This is a genomic window from Herbiconiux liangxiaofengii (genome assembly GCF_041927335.1).
Classification (GTDB): Bacteria; Actinomycetota; Actinomycetes; order Actinomycetales; family Microbacteriaceae; genus Herbiconiux; species Herbiconiux liangxiaofengii.
Map to the genome: position 1 here is coordinate 99,495 of NZ_JBHFHD010000009.1, position 16,772 is coordinate 116,266.

General features: G+C 70.4%; 16 protein-coding genes. 13 read left to right on the forward strand and 3 right to left on the reverse strand.

The window, feature by feature from the left end:
• The first annotated feature begins 68 nt into the window (after positions 1–68).
• The 3 genes from ACEXOR_RS09305 to ACEXOR_RS09315 all read left to right on the forward strand — a co-directional run bounded on the left by ACEXOR_RS09305 (position 69) and on the right by ACEXOR_RS09315 (position 4,130).
• On the forward strand, positions 69–1,340 hold the full coding sequence (locus ACEXOR_RS09305; RefSeq protein WP_374849316.1) for a PrsW family intramembrane metalloprotease: 1,272 nt from the start codon (positions 69–71) through the stop codon (positions 1,338–1,340).
• Positions 1,341–1,430: 90 nt separating this feature from the next.
• Positions 1,431–1,805 carry an FKBP-type peptidyl-prolyl cis-trans isomerase gene (locus tag ACEXOR_RS09310; RefSeq protein ID WP_374849317.1) on the forward strand — a complete coding sequence of 125 codons (375 nt, stop codon included), beginning with the start codon at positions 1,431–1,433 and terminating at the stop codon, positions 1,803–1,805.
• A gap of 87 nt (positions 1,806–1,892) precedes the next feature.
• On the forward strand, positions 1,893–4,130 hold the full coding sequence (locus ACEXOR_RS09315; RefSeq protein WP_374849319.1) for a HelD family protein: 2,238 nt from the start codon (positions 1,893–1,895) through the stop codon (positions 4,128–4,130).
• A 36-nt stretch (positions 4,131–4,166) separates the two neighbouring features.
• Here the strand turns inward: ACEXOR_RS09315 and ACEXOR_RS09320 are convergent, their stop codons facing one another.
• Positions 4,167–5,519: an MFS transporter gene (locus ACEXOR_RS09320; RefSeq protein WP_374849320.1), complete on the reverse strand. Its 1,353-nt coding sequence runs from the start codon at positions 5,517–5,519 to the stop codon at positions 4,167–4,169.
• Positions 5,516–6,574: an isopenicillin N synthase family dioxygenase gene (locus tag ACEXOR_RS09325; RefSeq protein ID WP_374849322.1), complete on the reverse strand. Its 1,059-nt coding sequence runs from the start codon at positions 6,572–6,574 to the stop codon at positions 5,516–5,518. Before ACEXOR_RS09325 ends, ACEXOR_RS09320 begins: the two co-directional genes overlap by 4 nt.
• Before the next feature lie 196 nt (positions 6,575–6,770).
• Here ACEXOR_RS09325 and rpsO point away from each other — a divergent pair, with 196 nt between their 5' ends.
• Positions 6,771–7,040: a 30S ribosomal protein S15 gene (gene rpsO / locus ACEXOR_RS09330; protein ID WP_290801048.1), complete on the forward strand. Its 270-nt coding sequence runs from the start codon at positions 6,771–6,773 to the stop codon at positions 7,038–7,040.
• Between the two features lie 52 nt (positions 7,041–7,092).
• On the opposite strand, the gene ACEXOR_RS09335 is transcribed toward rpsO, so the two are convergent.
• Positions 7,093–7,452 carry a hypothetical protein gene (locus tag ACEXOR_RS09335; RefSeq protein ID WP_374849323.1) on the reverse strand — a complete coding sequence of 120 codons (360 nt, stop codon included), beginning with the start codon at positions 7,450–7,452 and terminating at the stop codon, positions 7,093–7,095.
• Between the two features lie 101 nt (positions 7,453–7,553).
• On the opposite strand from ACEXOR_RS09335, the gene ACEXOR_RS09340 reads away from it, so the two are divergent.
• From ACEXOR_RS09340 to ACEXOR_RS09380, 9 genes are all read left to right on the forward strand, one after another.
• Positions 7,554–8,186 carry an FMN reductase gene (locus tag ACEXOR_RS09340; protein ID WP_374849324.1) on the forward strand — a complete coding sequence of 211 codons (633 nt, stop codon included), beginning with the start codon at positions 7,554–7,556 and terminating at the stop codon, positions 8,184–8,186.
• Between the two features lie 52 nt (positions 8,187–8,238).
• Positions 8,239–9,366, forward strand: a complete 1,128-nt coding sequence (locus tag ACEXOR_RS09345; RefSeq protein WP_374849325.1) for a type III polyketide synthase — start codon at positions 8,239–8,241, stop codon at positions 9,364–9,366.
• Complete coding sequence (locus ACEXOR_RS09350) at positions 9,366–10,121, forward strand: methyltransferase domain-containing protein (RefSeq protein ID WP_374849326.1); 756 nt, start codon at positions 9,366–9,368, stop codon at positions 10,119–10,121. Before ACEXOR_RS09345 ends, ACEXOR_RS09350 begins: the two co-directional genes overlap by 1 nt.
• 4 nt (positions 10,122–10,125) lie before the next feature.
• Positions 10,126–10,704, forward strand: a complete 579-nt coding sequence (locus ACEXOR_RS09355) for a hypothetical protein (RefSeq protein WP_374849327.1) — start codon at positions 10,126–10,128, stop codon at positions 10,702–10,704.
• 300 nt (positions 10,705–11,004) lie between these two features.
• A complete protein-coding gene (locus tag ACEXOR_RS09360) occupies positions 11,005–13,275 on the forward strand; it encodes a polyribonucleotide nucleotidyltransferase (RefSeq protein ID WP_374849328.1) in 2,271 nt (756 codons plus the stop codon).
• A gap of 121 nt (positions 13,276–13,396) precedes the next feature.
• Complete coding sequence (locus ACEXOR_RS09365) at positions 13,397–14,755, forward strand: M16 family metallopeptidase (RefSeq protein WP_374849329.1); 1,359 nt, start codon at positions 13,397–13,399, stop codon at positions 14,753–14,755.
• A complete protein-coding gene (locus ACEXOR_RS09370) occupies positions 14,755–15,357 on the forward strand; it encodes a histidine phosphatase family protein (RefSeq protein ID WP_374849330.1) in 603 nt (200 codons plus the stop codon). Before ACEXOR_RS09365 ends, ACEXOR_RS09370 begins: the two co-directional genes overlap by 1 nt.
• 104 nt (positions 15,358–15,461) lie before the next feature.
• A complete protein-coding gene (gene dapB / locus ACEXOR_RS09375; RefSeq protein ID WP_374849332.1) occupies positions 15,462–16,307 on the forward strand; it encodes a 4-hydroxy-tetrahydrodipicolinate reductase in 846 nt (281 codons plus the stop codon).
• Complete coding sequence (locus ACEXOR_RS09380) at positions 16,304–16,756, forward strand: hypothetical protein (RefSeq protein ID WP_374849333.1); 453 nt, start codon at positions 16,304–16,306, stop codon at positions 16,754–16,756. Before dapB ends, ACEXOR_RS09380 begins: the two co-directional genes overlap by 4 nt.
• The last annotated feature ends 16 nt before the right edge of the window (positions 16,757–16,772 follow it).

The window sequence follows — 16,772 nt, forward strand, 5'->3', positions numbered from 1 at the left end:
TTCCGTCGGAGCGCGAGGCGTCCTCCGCTCGCGCTACGCTGGGAGCCCGACCAGCGTGAGGATTGCTCGTGACACTCTTCGAACCCCGGCAGGGCCGGCCCGCCCAGTGGTCGGCGGCACCGGTGCAGGCCCCCGAGTCGATGCCCGGCGAGGTGCCCGCCGGTGCCGCGGTGCCGCCGCTGCCCATGGTGGGTGGGGGCGGGCCCCGCTCGCGGGCCGGCTCGACCGCTTCGCTCGTGCTGCTGATCGTGGGCATCATCGTGCTGGCCTTCGTGTTCCTCGCCGTGATCGGCTACCTGGTGCTCGGTCTCGGGCCTGTGACGGTCGTCGTCTGCGCGGTGCTCGCACTCATCCCGCTGTCGGCGGTGATCACGGCGGTGACCCTCATCGACCGGTGGGAGCCGGAGCCGAGGCCCGCGCTGTGGTTCGCCTTCCTGTGGGGCGCCGCGGCATCCGTCGCCATCGCGCTGATCGTCGATTTCGGGGTTCAGGTGGCTGTGGCCGCGGCGAGCAACGGAACGGCCACCACGAGCGATCTGTGGGGTGCGGTCATCCAGGCGCCGTTCGTGGAGGAGGGGGCGAAGGCCGCCGGCATCCTGATTCTGCTGCTGATCTTCCACCGGCAGTTCGACGGCCCGGTCGACGGGCTCGTCTACGGCGCCACCGTGGCCGCCGGGTTCGCCTTCACCGAGAACATCCTCTACTTCGGGCAGGCACTGATCGAATCCGGTGGTGTGGGCCTCGGGTTCACGTTCGTGCTGCGCGGCATCATGTCGCCGTTCGCCCACGTGATGTTCACGGCCTGCACCGGTGTGGCGCTCGGCTTCGCGGTGCGACGGCGCAATCGGCTGGCCGCGGTGGGGGTGTTCGTGCTCGGGCTGCTGCTGGCGGTGGGCCTGCACGCGCTGTGGAACGGATCGACCTTCATCGTGCAGGGGCTCGACGGGTTCTTCCTCGTCTATTTCGCGGTGCAGGTGCCGCTGTTCGTGCTCGCGATCGTGTTCGTGGTGCTGCTGCGCCGGGCCGAGCGGCGACTCACCACCGCCCGGCTCACCGAGTACGCCGAGGCCGGCTGGTTCTCGCCCGCCGAGGTCGAGATGCTCTCGACCGGGGCGGGTCGCCGGTACGCGAGACGATGGGCGCGTACCCTGCCTGGCAACGGTGAACCCGCGATGCGGGCGTTCACGAGGGATGCCACGCGGCTCGCCTTCGTGCGACAGCGCATGCTGAGCGGCCGCTCCACCCAGACTCCCCGGCACGACGAGGCCGAACTGCTCGAGGCACTGCTGGCCGATCGGCTGGCCCTGGCCACGGCGGCGGGTGGGCGGACGGTCACCTGACCGGCTGCTCTCTGCCGGCTGCTCTCTACCGGCTGCTCTCTGCCGGCCGCTCGCTTTGCCATGCCCATCCGGGTGGGCTTGGATGGAGTCATGACAGATTCACTTGGCACCAAGCCCGAGATCGACTTCCCCGAGGGCCCGGCCCCCACCACCCTCGAGATCGTCGACATCGTCGAGGGCACCGGCAAGGAGGCGACCCCCGGCGCCACCGTCGAGGTGCACTACCTCGGCGTCGAGTACGACACCGGAGACGAGTTCGACTCCTCCTGGGGCCGCGGCGAGACCATCAGCTTCCCGCTGAACGGCCTCATCGCCGGCTGGCAGGAGGGCATCCCCGGCATGAAGGAGGGCGGGCGCCGCAAGCTCACCATCCCGCCGCACCTGGCCTACGGCCCCGCCGGATCGGGGCACTTCCTGGCCGGCAAGACCCTCATCTTCGTGATTGATTTGATTTCGGTTCCCTAGCGGGAACCGCAACCGGGCGTTCGACGGTTGTACGGCAACCTCCCTGCATCGGACAAGTAGAATTGCTTGCCGGTTCGGGGAGGTTCTGTGGTTAACGAGGAGTTGGCGCGAGAGCGCGACTACGTGGCGGGGCTGTACGCCCGGCTCGACGACCTGCGCGCCGAGGCGGAGCGCGAGCTCGCCGTGGTGCGACGCGAGAGCGTGGGCGGGAACCACCAGTCCCGCTCCGAGCGCGACGCCTTCGCCCGCGCCTACGAAGACCGCATCGCCCAGCTGCGCGAGGTGGGCGAGCGGCTCGCCTTCGGTCGCCTCGAGCTGCTCGACCCCGACGACGGCGGCTCGGCCCTGCGCTACATCGGCCGCCTGGGCCTGCGCGACGAGAACCTCGAGCCGCTGCTGCTCGACTGGCGCGCCCCGCAGGCCAGGGCCTTCTACCAGGCCACCGCCGCCACCCCGCTCGGCGCCCGCGCCCGGCGTCACCTCACCACCCGGGGCCGCGAGGTGGTGCGCATCGAGGACGAGGTCTTCGACTCCACCCTGCTCGACGAGGAGGGCACCCAGCTGCAGGGCGAGGGCGCCCTGCTGGCCGCCCTCTCGGCGCAGCGCACCGGTCGTATGCACGACATCGTCTCGACGATCCAGGCCGAACAAGACCGCGTCATCCGTTCAGACCTGCAGGGCGTGCTCGTGGTGCAGGGCGGCCCCGGCACCGGCAAGACCGCCGTGGCGCTGCACCGCGCCGCCTACCTGCTCTACACGCACCGCGAGCGGCTGGGCTCCAGCGGCGTGCTCGTGGTCGGGCCGAGCCGGGCGTTCCTGCAGTACATCAACGCCGTGCTGCCGAGCCTCGGCGAGACGGGTGTCGTGCTGTCGAGCCTCGGCGGTCTGTACCCGGGCCTCGAGGCCACCGTCGAAGACGCTCCGGCGGTCGCCGCGCTGAAGGGCTCGGCCGAGATGGCCGCGCTGCTCAAGCGTGCCGTGCGGTCGCGCCAGCGGGTTCCGGCCGAACCGCAGACCCTCGAGATCAACGGCGAGACCCTCGTGCTGCAGCCCGCGGCCATCGCCGACGCCATCGCGAAGGCGCGCGAGTCGGGCAAGCCCTACAACGAGGGCCGCGTGGGCTTCGTCAAGTCGATGCTCGGTCAGCTCACGAAGCAGCTCGCCGAGCAGCTCCGCCGTCGCGGCTCCACCGTCGACGACGCCGACCTCGCGTACCTCCGCGAAGACGTGCGCACCGCCTACGACGTGCGCGTGGCGCTCAACACCGCCTGGATCCCGCTGACCCCCGAGAAGCTCCTCGAAGACCTCTACGCCCGTCCGCAGTGGCTGGCTTCCCTCACTTCGCACTGGTCCAAGGCCAAGCGCGAGCTGCTGCGGCGCGAGCGCGGATCTGTCTTCACGGTCTCCGACGTGCCGCTCCTCGACGAGGCGGCCGAGCTGCTCGGCGAGTACGACGCCGGTGACGCCGCGGCCAAGCGAGCCGAGAAGCAGCAGCGCAAGCGCGACCTCGAGAACGCGCGAACCGCCATCAGCAACATGGACGTCGAGGGCATGGTGAGCGCCGAGTCGGTGGTGGCCGGGTTCGCCGAGCAGGGGGCGAGCCTCACCACCGCCGAGCGCGCCGCCTCCGACCGCAGCTGGACCTACGGGCACATCGTGGTCGACGAGGCGCAGGAGCTCTCGCCCATGCAGTGGCGGGTGCTGCTGCGTAAGTCGCCGCTTCGCTCGTTCACCATCGTGGGCGACGTGGCGCAGGCCAGCTCCGCCGCCTCCTCCACCAGTTGGGAATCCACCCTCTCGCCCCTCGTGGGCGACGCCTGGCGCCTGGAGGAGCTCACCGTCAACTACCGCACCCCCTCGCAGATCGTCGACGCCGCCGAGCGCGTGGCCGAGGCCAGCGGCCTGCAGGTCACCCGGTCGCGGTCGGTGCGCACGACGCCCTGGCCGGTCGACGCCGTCAGCACGGCGACGGATGCCGCGTTCGGCGACGCCGTCGCCGCCCGTGTGGCCGAGATGGCGGGCGCCGGCGGAACCACCGCGGTGATCGCCCCCGCCTCGCGGCTGCCCGACCTGTCGGCGCAGCTCGCCACCGCCTTCGGCGACGACGTCGGAGTCGGGGTGCGCGGACTGTCGCGCCCGATCGCGCTGCTCTCGCCCGCCGAGGCCAAGGGGCTCGAGTTCGACTCCGTGGTGGTGGCCTCGCCGGCGGCGGTCGTGGCCGAGAACACCCGGGGTGCATCCGCCCTCTACGTGGCGATGACCCGCTCGACGCAGCGCCTCACCCTCGTGCTCGCCCCCGGCGAGCCGGCTCCCCGGGGGCTCTGACCGCCGCCTCGAGGCTCAGGGCAGAGGGCTCAGGGCTCAGGGCTGCGGGTCGAGCGCGTCGTAGTCGCGGAAGCTGCGCACGAACCGTACGATCAGGGCCGCCGCCACCACGATCACCACACCGCCGAGCAGTGGCGGGAACCACAGCGCCGCCACCACCGAGAGCGCCCCCACGTAGAGGTCACCCACCCGCGGCCCGCCCGTGACCACCACGGTGAACACGCCCTGCAGCCGCCCGCGCATGTTGTCGGGTACCGCGGTCTGCAACATCGTCGACCGGAAGATGGCGCTGATCTCGTCGCTCACTCCGGCTCCGGTGAGGGCCAGAGACGCGAGCACCAGGGCCGGCACGTTCGCCTGGTCGATCTCCGGCCCGACCGTCATCCCCGACACGGATGCGACGAGCAGCACCACCCCGAACAGCGCCGTGAACACGCCGTACGACTGCACCGCGCGGGCGATCGCCCGGCCCTGCCAGCGCACCTGGCCGAGCCGGCCGGAGAACACGCTCGCGAGCATCGACCCCACCGCGAAGGCGGCGGTCAGTACTCCGACCGTCACCGGGCCACCGCCGAGCACGAGCACGCCGACGGCCGGAAAGAGCACACGGGGCTGGCCGAACGTCATGGCGGCGATGTCGATCAGGAACGAGGCCCGGATGTTCGGGGCCTTCTTCAGGAACGCGAACCCGTACCGGAGCGATTCCAACCCCGGCCGGTGAACCTCGCCCTCGGGCAGGATGCGCGGCAGGCTCGCGATGCCGAGGAATGCGGCGACGAACAGCACCACGTCGATCGAATATGTCCAGCCGAAGCCGACGGTCGCCACCAGCACCCCGGCCAGTGCCGGGCCGAGGGTGACCATCACCCCGGTGGTGATGCCGTTCAGCGCGGCCGCGGCCGGGAGCAGCTCTCGCGGCAGGATGCGGGGGTAGATGGCCGATCGGGTGGTCTGCACCACGGTGGCCGAGACCGCGTTCACCGTGGCGAGTGCGTAGAGCGCGCCCACGCTGTCGGCCCCGGTCCAGGCGAGCACCGCCAGCAGCGCGGTCGACACCCAGGCGATGACGGCGGCCAGCAGGGCCACCCGGCGGCGGTCGAACGCGTCGGCGAGCATGCCGCCGTAGAGTCCGGCCACGATCATCGGCACCAGCGCGAACAGCGCGACGCCGGCCACCGCGAGGGTCGACCCGGTGAGGCGGTAGACGTCCAGGCCCACGGCCACGATGGTCATCTGGCTGCCGATGCCGGAGATGGCCTGACCGCCCCAGAGCCGGGCGAAGGCCGGGCTCGCCTTCAGCGGGGTGAGGTCGACGAACGCCGAACGGCGACGGGCGGCCTCCTCAGCCGTTCCGTCGCCGTTCTCGCGTCGTGGTGGAGTGGTGCTCACTCCTGGGTGTTCTGCGCGGCTGCGGCCGCGTTCTTCTCCACGAGGTCGGCGTGGTGCTTGGCCGCCACGTCGGGGTGGGCGCGGAGGCGGCTCTTCAGGGCGTTCTCGCCGTAGGTGGTGAAGATGGGGTTGCGCGGGTCGACCGTGATGCCCTTGGCCTCGGCCACCAGCTCCTCGGGCAGCGGCAGCACCGGGATGGTGGCGTCGAGCGCGGGGGAGTAGAAGAACGGGATGGAGATGCGGTCGTCGCCGATGCGGGGCGAGATCACGCGGTGCACCGTGGCCTTGAGGTAGCCGTTGGTGGCCACCTCGAGCAGCTCGCCGATGTTCACCACGAAGGCGTCGTCGATCGGCGGGGCGTCGATCCACTCGCCGTCCTTCTCCACCTGGAGGCCGCCCTTGCCGGGCTCGACGAGCAGCAGGGTGAGCACGCCGCTGTCCTTGTGGGCCCCGACGCCCTGCTTGGGCTCGGGGTCGCTCTTGCCGGGGTAGCGCACGATCTTGATCAGGGTGGAGGGGCGTTCGGCGAACGCGGCGTCGAACACGTCCTCGGCGGCGCCGAGCGACACGGCCCAGGCGCGCAGCAGTGTGAGGCTCACGCGGTTGAGCTCCTCGTACCACTCGGCCACCACGTCCTGCAGCTCCGGCAGGGCCGTCGGCCACTGGTTCGGGCCGTCGAGGCGCATGTAGTCCGGCGTCTCGGCCGTGGCGGGCACGGGCTCGCGCTCCACACCGATGTCGATCTGCTCGCGCCAGTCCACTTTGCCCTGGGTGAGTTCGCCGCCGACGCGGGTGTAGCCGCGGAAGTGCGGGCTGTTGAGGTTCTCGATGGCCAGCTTGTCCTGCTCGGGCAGGTCGAAGAAGCGCCGGGCCGTGGTCATCACGCGCTCGATCAGCTCGTGCGGCACGCCGTGCCCGACGAGGTAGAAGAAGCCGTAGTCGTGGGTGGCCTCGCGCAGCTCGAGGCGGAACGCCTCGGCATCCGCGTCGTCGCCGTTCAGCCGGCTGAGGTCGAGCACGGGGAGGGTGGCCGTGCTGAGGGTGTCGATAGTCATGAGTTCATCCGTTCCGCGGTGAGTCAACGCACAACCACTATCGTGTGTTCCCGATCCGGAGTCGAACCGGCGCACGAATTGTTACGGCCGTGTTTCTGGTAGTCTCGTCAGGTTGCCGTGTGAACGGCCGCGGACAAAGAGAGCCACAGCATCCGGCTGATCGGCACCGCGCAACGAGAGAAAGGGGATCCCATCTATGGCACTCGAAGCAGACGTCAAGAAGGCGATCATCGACGAGTACGCTACCCACCCCGGTGACACCGGATCCCCCGAAGTGCAGGTCGCAATGATGACCCGTCGCATCAAGGATCTCACCGAGCACCTCAAGGAGCACAAGCACGACCACCACTCGCGTCGTGGTCTGCTGCTGCTCGTGGGCCAGCGTCGCCGTCTGCTCGGCTACCTGCAGGACATCGACATCGACCGCTACCGATCGCTCATCGAGCGCCTGGGCCTGCGTCGATAGCTGTCGCGATCGTCCTCAGCTCGCGCTGATACGACCTTCTTCGAACGGGCCGTCACCTCTTGGGTGGCGGCCCGTTTCGCATGCGCCAGGCACCGCTCCGCGCCGTGGTGACGAGAATCTCCGTGCCGTGGCCGTCTTCTGAGAACCTCAGGATGCACTCGTCGTCACAATCACCCGTGATGGTCGTCAGAACCTCGGAGAGGTAGTCGGACGCCTCGGGGGTCACGGATCTGCTGCAGCTCAGTTCGTGGAGCTCGCGGTATGCCGAGAGCCGGTCGACGCCTGATCGAATCCATCGCATCAAGTGCTCGTCGAAGACCTCCTCGGAGAAGACCTCCTCATGCACCGTGCGATGCAGGCACTCCAGTGGCGACTCCACTTCATCGGCGCCGCGGACATGATCGTTCCTCATATCCGGATACTAGACGCCCGGGCCCGGGAATACGGATGCGTGGTGCGCGGTTGGGACGGATGTAGATGCATACGCATGAAGATCTCGAAAGGTCGCACCTCATGTCCACGAAGAAGCTCGTCGTCGTCAGCGCCGGACTCAGCCAGCCCTCCTCGACCCGCCTGCTCGCCGACCGACTCGCCGAGGCGACGATGGCCGACCTGACCGAGCGCGACGCATCCGTCGAGCTCGAGGTGATCGAGCTGCGCGACCTCGCCCAGGACATCACGAACAACCTGCTCGCCGGGTTCGCGAGCCCGAAGCTGCAGAAGGCCATCGACGCCGTGTCGCGTGCCGACGGGCTGATCGCCGTGTCGCCCATCTTCACGGCCAGCTACAGCGGGCTGTTCAAGTCGTTCTTCGACGTGATCGACCACACCGCCCTCACCGGTCTGCCCGTGCTGATCGCGGCCACCGGCGGCACCTCCCGGCACTCGCTCGCCCTCGACCACGCGCTGCGGCCGCTGTTCAGCTACCTGCGCGCCGTGGTGCTGCCCACGAGCGTCTTCGCGGCCAGCGAGGACTGGGGCGGCGGAGCCGACGTCACCGGAACCGCGTCGCTGCCCGACCGCATCCACCGCGCGGCCCGCGAGCTCGCCGCCCAGGTGGCCGTGTCCACCCGCTCGGCCGAGGTCGTCGACCCGTTCGCGCTCGACGACTCGTTCGATCCCTCCGGTCTTTTCCCCGCCCGCTGACCGAGCGCTGAACCCCGACGCGAGGCTGCCGGGATCGTGCTTGTATGAGGTCATGGCCGCGAGCATCAGAACCATCAAGACGGCCCTGCCCCCGACCGCTCTCGCGCAGTCCGACGTGCGCGACCTGTTCGCCGCTCAACCCGAGCTGACGAGGCTCGGCCGCCGGCTCGTCGCCACGTCGTTCGACGCCTCCGGCATCCAGACCCGGCACACCGTGCTCGACGAGCTGGCCGCCGACGGGCGGGCCACCACCGCCCGCTTCGTCGATCCCGTCACCGGCGTCTTCGCGGCCCCCACCACGGGCGAGCGCAACGACCTCTACATCGAGCACGCTCCGGCCCTCGCCGTGCAGGCCGCGAGGGCGGCCCTCGACGCGCTGGCGCCCGACATCACCGCGAACGACGTCACCCACGTGGTGACGGCCTCGTGCACCGGCTTCTTCGCGCCCGGCCCCGACTACGTGCTGCAGCGCGAGCTCGGTCTCCCGGCCTCGGTGCAGCGCTACCACGTCGGTTTCATGGGCTGCTACGCCGCCTTCCCCGCGCTGCGGATGGCGAAGGCGTTCTGCGACGCCGATCCGGATGCGGTCGTGCTGGTCGTGTGCGTCGAACTCTGCACCCTGCACGTGCGCTCCTCGAACGAGCCCGACCAGATCGTGGCGTCGTCGGTGTTCGCCGACGGGGCGGCCGCCGCCGTCGTCACGGGGCGCGAGCTCGGGCCATCCGCTCTCCCCGTGCTCGACCTCGACGCCTTCGCGAGCACCGTGATCCCCGACGGCGAGGCCGACATGGCCTGGACCATCGGCGACCACGGCTTCGACATGGTGCTCTCGAGCTACGTGCCGAAGATCATCGGGCGAACCATCGTCGCCGCCCTCGAGCCGCTGCTCGACGGCACGCCGCCGCCCGACGTCGTGCACTGGGCGGTGCACCCGGGCGGACGCAGCATCCTGGACCGCGTTGAGGAGGCCCTCGGTCTCTCGGCGGAGCAACTCGCGCCGTCGCGATCGGTGTTGCGCGACGTCGGCAACATGTCGAGCGCTACTGTGCTGTTCGTGCTGAGAGAAATCCTCGACCGGGCGGCCTCCCCGGAGCCCGAGAGCGTGTGTGCGATGGCCTTCGGGCCCGGCCTGACCGTGGAGACGGGCCGGTTCACCCTGAGGGCCCCGGGAGCGCGCTGATGGCCAGGGTCGCTCGCACGCCACCGGGGGCCAAGCCCCTGCGCAAGCGCGCCGTCGACGCCCGGGAGATGATGGACGATCCCGACTGCGACCCCGTACTGCTGGCCAACACGTACCGTCAGTTCGGTCTGATGAACCGGCTGGTGGCCGGATGGCGGGGCACCTATCGCGAACGCATCCGCCCGCTGCTCTCGGCGACCGAGCCGTCGACCCTGCTCGACGTGGGCTGTGGCGGCGGCGACATCGCCCGGGCGATCGCGCGCTGGGCCAAGCGCGACGGCCTGCTCCTGGACGTGGTGGGCATCGATCCGGATGCGCGGGCGATCGCCGCGGCCCTCGGGGCGCCGAACCCCGACGGGGTGCGCTTCGCGCAGGCCACCAGCAGCCAGTTCGTCGACGTCGCGCAGCGCTGGGACTTCGTGATCTCCAACCACGTGCTGCACCACCTCACCGCCGGGGAGCTCGACGACCTGCTGATCGACTGCGAACTGCTCACCCGTGGGCTCGCGGTGCACAGCGACATCCGCCGGAGCCGAGGTGCCTACGCCGCCTACTGGCTGCTCACCGCGCTTCCGCTGCCGTTCTTCCGCAACTCGTTCCTTCGCGAGGACGGGCTCACGTCCATCCGGCGCAGCTACACCGCCCCCGAGCTCGCGGTGGTGGCCCGGCGGGGCTGGGTCGTGGAATCGCAGTCGCCCTACCGCACGCTGCTGAGCTACGCCGCGAAGCCCGAGGCGGCCGGCCCGGCAGAATAGGGGCATGAACCCCACGCGCCGCTTCAAGCCGTTCTGGCGCTGGGAGGCGCTGCTGTTCGCCGTGGTGCTGGTGGCCGCCATGGCCGCGAGCCTGGTGGCGCGGCCCGAGTGGCCGGTGGCGGGGCCGATCGTGAGCGTGCTGTTGCTCGCGGTGGCGATCGCGGCCGCTCTGGCACTGATCGTGCCGCTGCTGCGGCGTACCGGGCGTGACAGCGAGAACTCCCGGCACGACCTCGGCGGCGACCAGGTGGTGCCGTTCCCCGGGCTGCGCGACGAGCCGACCCGCGTGCGCGTGGTCGAGAGCGAGCGCCGGCAGACGTCCATCGAGGCCGCGGTGGCGCTTTCGCGCGAGGTGCGTGCCGTGCTGACCCCGGATGCCAGCCGCTGGCTCGGCCGAGAGCTGCGGGTGGCCGTCGACCTGGTCGACGACCGCGGGGGAGTGCACCGGGCCGGTTTCGTGCCGCACGACCTCGACGCCCAGGTGGACGCCCTGCTGAAGCAGCTGCCCGCGGGTCAGGTCGCCGAAGTGACCGTGACGGTGGTGGGCCGGGCGCGGCCGTTCACCGTCGACCTCCAGCTGTAGAGCGGATGCGCGGGGGCCCGCGGTCCCCGAGAACCGCGGGCGAGTCATCCTCGGCTCGTTCAGCTTCGCCTGATAGCATGGAAGCGTCGAGAGCAGGCTGACAGGCAGCTGGTCCTCGGTGGTGGTGTTCCGGCTCGATCGAATCCGGAGTTCTTCTACTGGTGGCCAGCAGGTGGTGAAACCCACCGCGTCTCCCTTCGACTTTGTCCGGGGCGTTCCGCCCTGTCGCACAATCCTGCTCCGACGCGAGGAGTCGCTGCCCACACGGGGCTGCGACGCTAAACAAAGGAGACAGACCTCTTGGAAGGTCCTGAGATCAAATTCGCCGAAGCCGTTCTCGACAACGGCAAGTACGGCACCCGCACCGTCCGCTTCGAGACCGGCCGCCTCGCGCAGCAGGCTCAGGGAGCCGTCGCCGCGTACCTCGACGAAGACACCATGCTGCTGAGCGCCACGAGCATCGGCAAGCACCCCAAAGACAACTTCGACTTCTTCCCGCTGACGATCGACGTCGAAGAGCGCAGCTACGCCGCCGGCAAGATCCCCGGCTCGTTCTTCCGCCGTGAAGGCCGTCCGTCGACCGAGGCCATCCTGGTCTGCCGTCTGATCGACCGGCCGCTGCGCCCGTCGTTCATCACGGGCCTCCGCAACGAGGTGCAGGTCGTCATCACCGTGCTGAGCATCGCTCCCGACGAGTTCTACGACTCGCTGGCCATCAACGCGGCCTCCGCCTCGAGCCAGATCTCCGGCGTGCCGTTCTCCGGTCCGATCGGCGGCGTGCGCCTCGCGCTCATGCCCGGCTACGGCACCGAGCCCGACCAGTGGATCGTGTTCCCCAAGTACTCGCAGCTGCAGGATGCGGTGTTCGACCTGGTCGTCGCCGGCCGCGTGGTCGAGAACGCCGACGGCTCGTCGGACGTCGCCATCATGATGGTCGAGGCCGAGGCCACCGAGAACAGCTGGAACCTGATCAAGGGCGGCGCCGTCAAGCCGAACGAGTCGGTCGTGGCCGAGGGCCTCGAGGCCGCCAAGCCCTTCATCAAGCAGCTCGTGCAGGCGCAGAAGTCGCTCGCCGACCAGGCCGCCAAGGCCATCCAGGAGTACCCGATCTTCCTGCCGTACAGCCAGCAGGCGTACGACGTGGTGGCCGAGCTCTCCTACGACGAGCTCGTCAGCGTGTACCAGATCGCCGACAAGGTCGAGCGCCAGAACGCCGACGACGCGCTCAAGGATCGCGTCAAGGCGGCCGTGCAGGCGAAGGTCGAGGCCGGCGAGCTCGGTGCCGACGTGCTGCCGATGGTCTCCGCGGCGTACAAGTCGGTCACGAAGGTGGTCGTCCGCGGCCGTATCCTCCGCGACGGCGTGCGCATCGACGGTCGTGGCCTGGCCGACATCCGTCCGCTCGACGCCGAGGTCGCGGTCATCCCGCGCGTGCACGGCTCGGCGATCTTCCAGCGCGGCGAGACCCAGATCCTGGGCGTCACCACGCTGAACATGCTCAAGATGGAGCAGCAGATCGACTCGCTCTCGCCGGTGACGCACAAGCGCTACCTGCACCACTACAACTTCCCGCCCTACTCCACCGGTGAGACCGGTCGCGTGGGTTCGCCGAAGCGTCGCGAGATCGGGCACGGCTTCCTGGCCGAGCGCGCACTCGTGCCGGTGCTGCCGAGCCGCGAGGAGTTCCCCTACGCCATCCGTCAGGTGTCCGAGGCGCTGTCGTCCAACGGCTCCACGTCGATGGGCTCCGTCTGCGCGTCGACCCTGTCGCTGCTGAACGCCGGTGTGCCGCTGCGCGCCCCGGTCGCCGGCATCGCGATGGGCCTCGTCTCCGACACGGTCGACGGTGAGACCCGCTACGCGGCCCTCACCGACATCCTCGGTGCCGAAGACGCGCTGGGCGACATGGACTTCAAGGTCGCCGGCACGAGCGAGTTCGTCACCGCGATCCAGCTCGACACCAAGCTCGACGGCATCCCCTCGAGCGTGCTCGACGGTGCGCTGAAGCAGGCGAAGGCCGCGCGCGACGCGATCCTCTCCGTGCTGAACGCAGCCATCGACGAGCCCGACGAGCTGGCCCCGACCGCGCCCCGCGTGATCTCGGTTCAGATCCCCGTCGACAAGATCGGTGAGCTGATCGGCCCGAAGGGCAAGACGATCAACGCCATCCAGGACGAGACCGGCGCCGACATCTCGATCGAGGAAGACGGCACCGTGTACATCGGCGCCGTCGACGGCCCCTCGGCCGAGGCCGCCCGCCAGCAGGTCAACGCCATCGCGAACCCGCAGAACCCCGAGGTCGGTGAGCAGTTCCTCGGCACCGTCGTGAAGATCGCCACCTTCGGTGCGTTCGTCTCGCTGCTCCCGGGCAAGGACGGCCTGCTGCACATCTCCGAGGTGCGCAAGCTCGCCGGCGGCAAGCGTGTCGAGAACGTCGAAGACGTGCTCGGCATCGGCCAGAAGATCCTGGTGCAGATCACCAAGATCGACGACCGCGGCAAGCTCTCGCTGGCCCCTGTGGTCTCCGAGACCGCCGACGGCGAGCCCGTCGAGGTTCCTGTCGAGGCCTGATCGGTCTGATCCACGGATGCCCGTCCCACTTCGGTGGGGCGGGCATCCGTCGTTCCCGCCCCGGGTGAGCATCTGCCGGTTTCAGGCGTCGCGCAGGTGGGGCCGGGATAGGCTGGCGGAGATGAACAACGCCGTCCCGCTCCCGCTCGACCTTCCGGAACTCTCCATCGGCACCGCCGCCGAAGGGCTGGTGCGGCGAACGATCCTCCCCAGCGGAGTGCGCATCCTCACCGAGCACATACCGGGTTCGCGCTCCGCCACGATCGGCTACTGGGTCTCCGCCGGTTCGCGCGACGAGCTCGGCGCCGAGGGCTCCACCCCGTCGCGGTACGGCTCCACGCACTTCCTCGAGCACCTGCTGTTCAAGGGCACGCCCACGCGCTCCGCCCTCGACATCGCGATCGCCTTCGACTCGGTCGGGGGCGAGCACAACGCGCTGACGGGCAAGGAGTACACCTGCTACTACGCGAAGGTGCGCGACGTCGACCTGCCGATGGCGGTCTCGGTGCTCTCCGACATGGTCACCTCCTCGGTGCTCGACCGCGACGAGTTCGAGACCGAGCGCGGCGTCATCCTCGAAGAGCTGGCGATGGCCGAGGACGACCCGGCCGACGTGGCGGGGGAGCGACTGTTCGAAGCCGTGCTCGGCGCGCATCCGCTCGGCCGCCCCGTGGGCGGCACCCCGGAGGCCATCAGAGCCGTCACCCGCGACGCCGTGTGGGAGCACTACCTGGGTGCCTACCGGCCGAACGACCTCGTGGTCTCCGCCGCCGGAGCGGTCGACCACGACACGATCGTGGCCGCCGTCACCGGGACCCTCGCCGCGGCGTGGGATCTCAGCACCCCGGCAGCCCCCCGACCCCGCCGCGCCACCACGCCGGCGGCGCTCGGCTCCGGCCGGCCGTTCAGCGTGGTGACCAAGCCCACCGAGCAGGCCAGCGTGATGATCGGTCTGCCCGGCATCGTCGCCACCGACGGGCGCCGCACGACCATGGCGGTGCTGAACTCGGTGTTCGGCGGCGGAATGTCCTCCCGCCTGTTCCAGGAGGTGCGTGAGCGCCGGGGACTGGCCTACTCGGTCTACTCCTACGCGCCGAGCTACTCCGACGCCGGGGTCTTCTCGATGTACGCCGGCTGCACCCCCGGCCGCGAGGGAGCGGTGACCGAACTCATGCTGAGCGAGCTGCGACGCCTCGCCGACGACGGCATCACGGCCGACGAGCTCTCCCGCGCCTTCGGCCAGCTCTCGGGTTCGGCCGCGCTCGCACTGGAGGACAGCGACACCCGCATGTCGCGCCTCGGCCGCTCCGAGCTCACCCTCGGCGAGTTCGTCGACCTCGACGAGAGCGTGCGGCGGCTCTCCGAGGTCACCGCCGACGACGTGCAGCGCCTGGCCGGGTCGCTGCTGGAGGGCCCCGTGAGCATCGCGGCCGTCGGGCCGATCGACGAGAGCGCGTTCGCCGCGAAGGCGGGCGTCTGATGGGGCACACCCTCTACCTCGTGCGCCACGGCGAACAGCTCGACGCCGAGCACGGCGTGGCCGACGGCCCGCTCTCACCCCGCGGGCAGCGCCAGGCGCGGCTGATCGCCGACCGGTTGGGCGGCGTTCCGTTCGACTCGGTGCGGCACTCGCCGCTGCAGCGGGCCGAGCAGACCGCCGCCATCATGTCGGAGCACCTCCCCGCCCTCGACCCGCAGCCGAGCGCGCTGCTGTTCGACTGCGTGCCCACGGGGTACTCCCCGCAGATGCCGCACACCTTCGAACCGTTCTTCAACTCCGTCACCGACGACGAGGTCGAGGCCGGCCGGGCCCAGATGGCGGATGCGGTGGCCGAGTTCCTGACCCCGTCGCGCGACTCCTCGCACGACCTCCTGATCACGCACAACTTCGTGATCGCCTGGTTCGTGCGCGAGGCGATGGATGCGCCCGAGTGGCGGTGGGCCGGGCTGAACCAGGCGCACGCCGGTCTCACCATCCTGCGCTGGAAGACCGGTCGCCTGCCGGAGCTCGTGGCCTTCAACGATCTCGGTCACCTGCCGGTGGAACTGCGCACCGGCATGAACGACCCTCAGCCGTACTGACGTCCGGGCCGAGCCTGGCGGAGCCGGGCCCGTCCGAGCCGGACCCGGGCCGGGCCGGGCCCGCGAGCGGCCGGCCGGATGCGACCGCCGGGTAGATTGGGAACATGACTACGAAGGTCGCCGTCGTCGGCGCATCAGGCAAGATGGGCCGCCTCATCGCGGGCCTCATCACCGAGCATCCCGAGTTCGACCTGGTGGCCGGTCTCGGCTCCACGAGTGAGCTCGAGGAGATGCTGGTGGCCGACCTGGTGGTCGACGTCACCGTGCCCGGCGTGAGCCAGAAGGTGGTGGAGTTCGCCCTCACCAACGGCCGTAACGTGCTGGTGGGCACCTCCGGCTGGTCGGCGGAGCGCATCCAGGGCTTGAAGCGGCTGCTGGGCGAGGATCCGCAGAACGGCGTGGTCGTGGTGCCGAACTTCTCGGTGGGCTCCGTGCTGGCGACGGCGTTCTCCACCATGGCCGCCCGCTTCTACGACTCGATCGAGATCGTCGAGGCGCACGCCGCCCGCAAGGTCGACTCGCCCTCGGGCACGGCGGTGCGCACCGCCGAGCTCATGACGGCGGCCCGGGCCGAGCGCGGTCCCGTGTCGGCTCCGCACACCGATCAGCGGGCCCGCGGTCAGCAGGTGGCGAGCATCCCGGTGCACAGTCTCCGGCTCGCCGGCGTGGTGGCCAAGCAGGACGTGATCTTCGGCGGCACCGGTGAGGTGCTCACCATCACCCACGAGACGATCGCCCCGAGCTCCTACTACTCGGGCATCCTGGTGGCGCTGCGAGCGGCGGCCGAGGCCCGCGGTGTGACCGTGGGGCTCGAGAACCTGATCGACCTCGGTCTGCCGGGCGGGCCGCTCGCCGCCGACCCGTCGGCGCGCATGGCGCCGGGCAGCACGCCGGATGCGCCCGAGAACGTCTCGGGGCAGGCTGCCACGGCGACGAGCGTCACCCCGTGAAAGGCCGCGTTGCCGCGATCGTGATGGCGGTCATCCTGGCCGTCTACCTCGTGCTGGTGGGTCAGCGGGCCGTGATGTTCGTGCTCACCGGCGAGCCGATCGCCATCGCCATCGGCGTGACTCTCGTGGTTCTGCCGCTGGTGGGAGCCTGGGCGCTCGCCCGCGAACTGTGGTTCGGGGTGCGCACCCAGCAGCTCGTCGAGCGGCTCGAGCGCGAGGGCGGGCTGCCGGTCGACGAGCTGCCCCGGCGGGCCAGTGGCCGGCCGGAGCGCGAGGCGGCCGACGCGGAGTTCGGTCGTTACCGCGACGACGTCGAGCACGACGAGTCGAGCTGGCAGGCGTGGTTCAGGCTGGGCCTGGCGTACGACGCCTCGGGCGATCGACGTCGGGCGCGGGGCGCCCTGCGCACCGCCATCCGTCTCGAGGGCACGGAGCGGCGCGCCGCCTGAGCAACGCGACATCGCG

Coding starts and splice junctions, on each gene's coding strand:
- ACEXOR_RS09310 (WP_374849317.1), top strand. CDS start 1,431: ATGACAGATTCACTTGGCACCAAGCCCGAGATCGACTTCCCCGAGGGC.
- ACEXOR_RS09325 (WP_374849322.1), bottom strand. CDS start 6,574: ATGACTATCGACACCCTCAGCACGGCCACCCTCCCCGTGCTCGACCTC.
- rpsO (WP_290801048.1), top strand. CDS start 6,771: ATGGCACTCGAAGCAGACGTCAAGAAGGCGATCATCGACGAGTACGCT.
- ACEXOR_RS09335 (WP_374849323.1), bottom strand. CDS start 7,452: ATGAGGAACGATCATGTCCGCGGCGCCGATGAAGTGGAGTCGCCACTG.
- ACEXOR_RS09340 (WP_374849324.1), top strand. CDS start 7,554: ATGTCCACGAAGAAGCTCGTCGTCGTCAGCGCCGGACTCAGCCAGCCC.
- ACEXOR_RS09345 (WP_374849325.1), top strand. CDS start 8,239: ATGGCCGCGAGCATCAGAACCATCAAGACGGCCCTGCCCCCGACCGCT.
- ACEXOR_RS09350 (WP_374849326.1), top strand. CDS start 9,366: ATGGCCAGGGTCGCTCGCACGCCACCGGGGGCCAAGCCCCTGCGCAAG.
- ACEXOR_RS09355 (WP_374849327.1), top strand. CDS start 10,126: ATGAACCCCACGCGCCGCTTCAAGCCGTTCTGGCGCTGGGAGGCGCTG.
- ACEXOR_RS09365 (WP_374849329.1), top strand. CDS start 13,397: ATGAACAACGCCGTCCCGCTCCCGCTCGACCTTCCGGAACTCTCCATC.
- ACEXOR_RS09370 (WP_374849330.1), top strand. CDS start 14,755: ATGGGGCACACCCTCTACCTCGTGCGCCACGGCGAACAGCTCGACGCC.
- dapB (WP_374849332.1), top strand. CDS start 15,462: ATGACTACGAAGGTCGCCGTCGTCGGCGCATCAGGCAAGATGGGCCGC.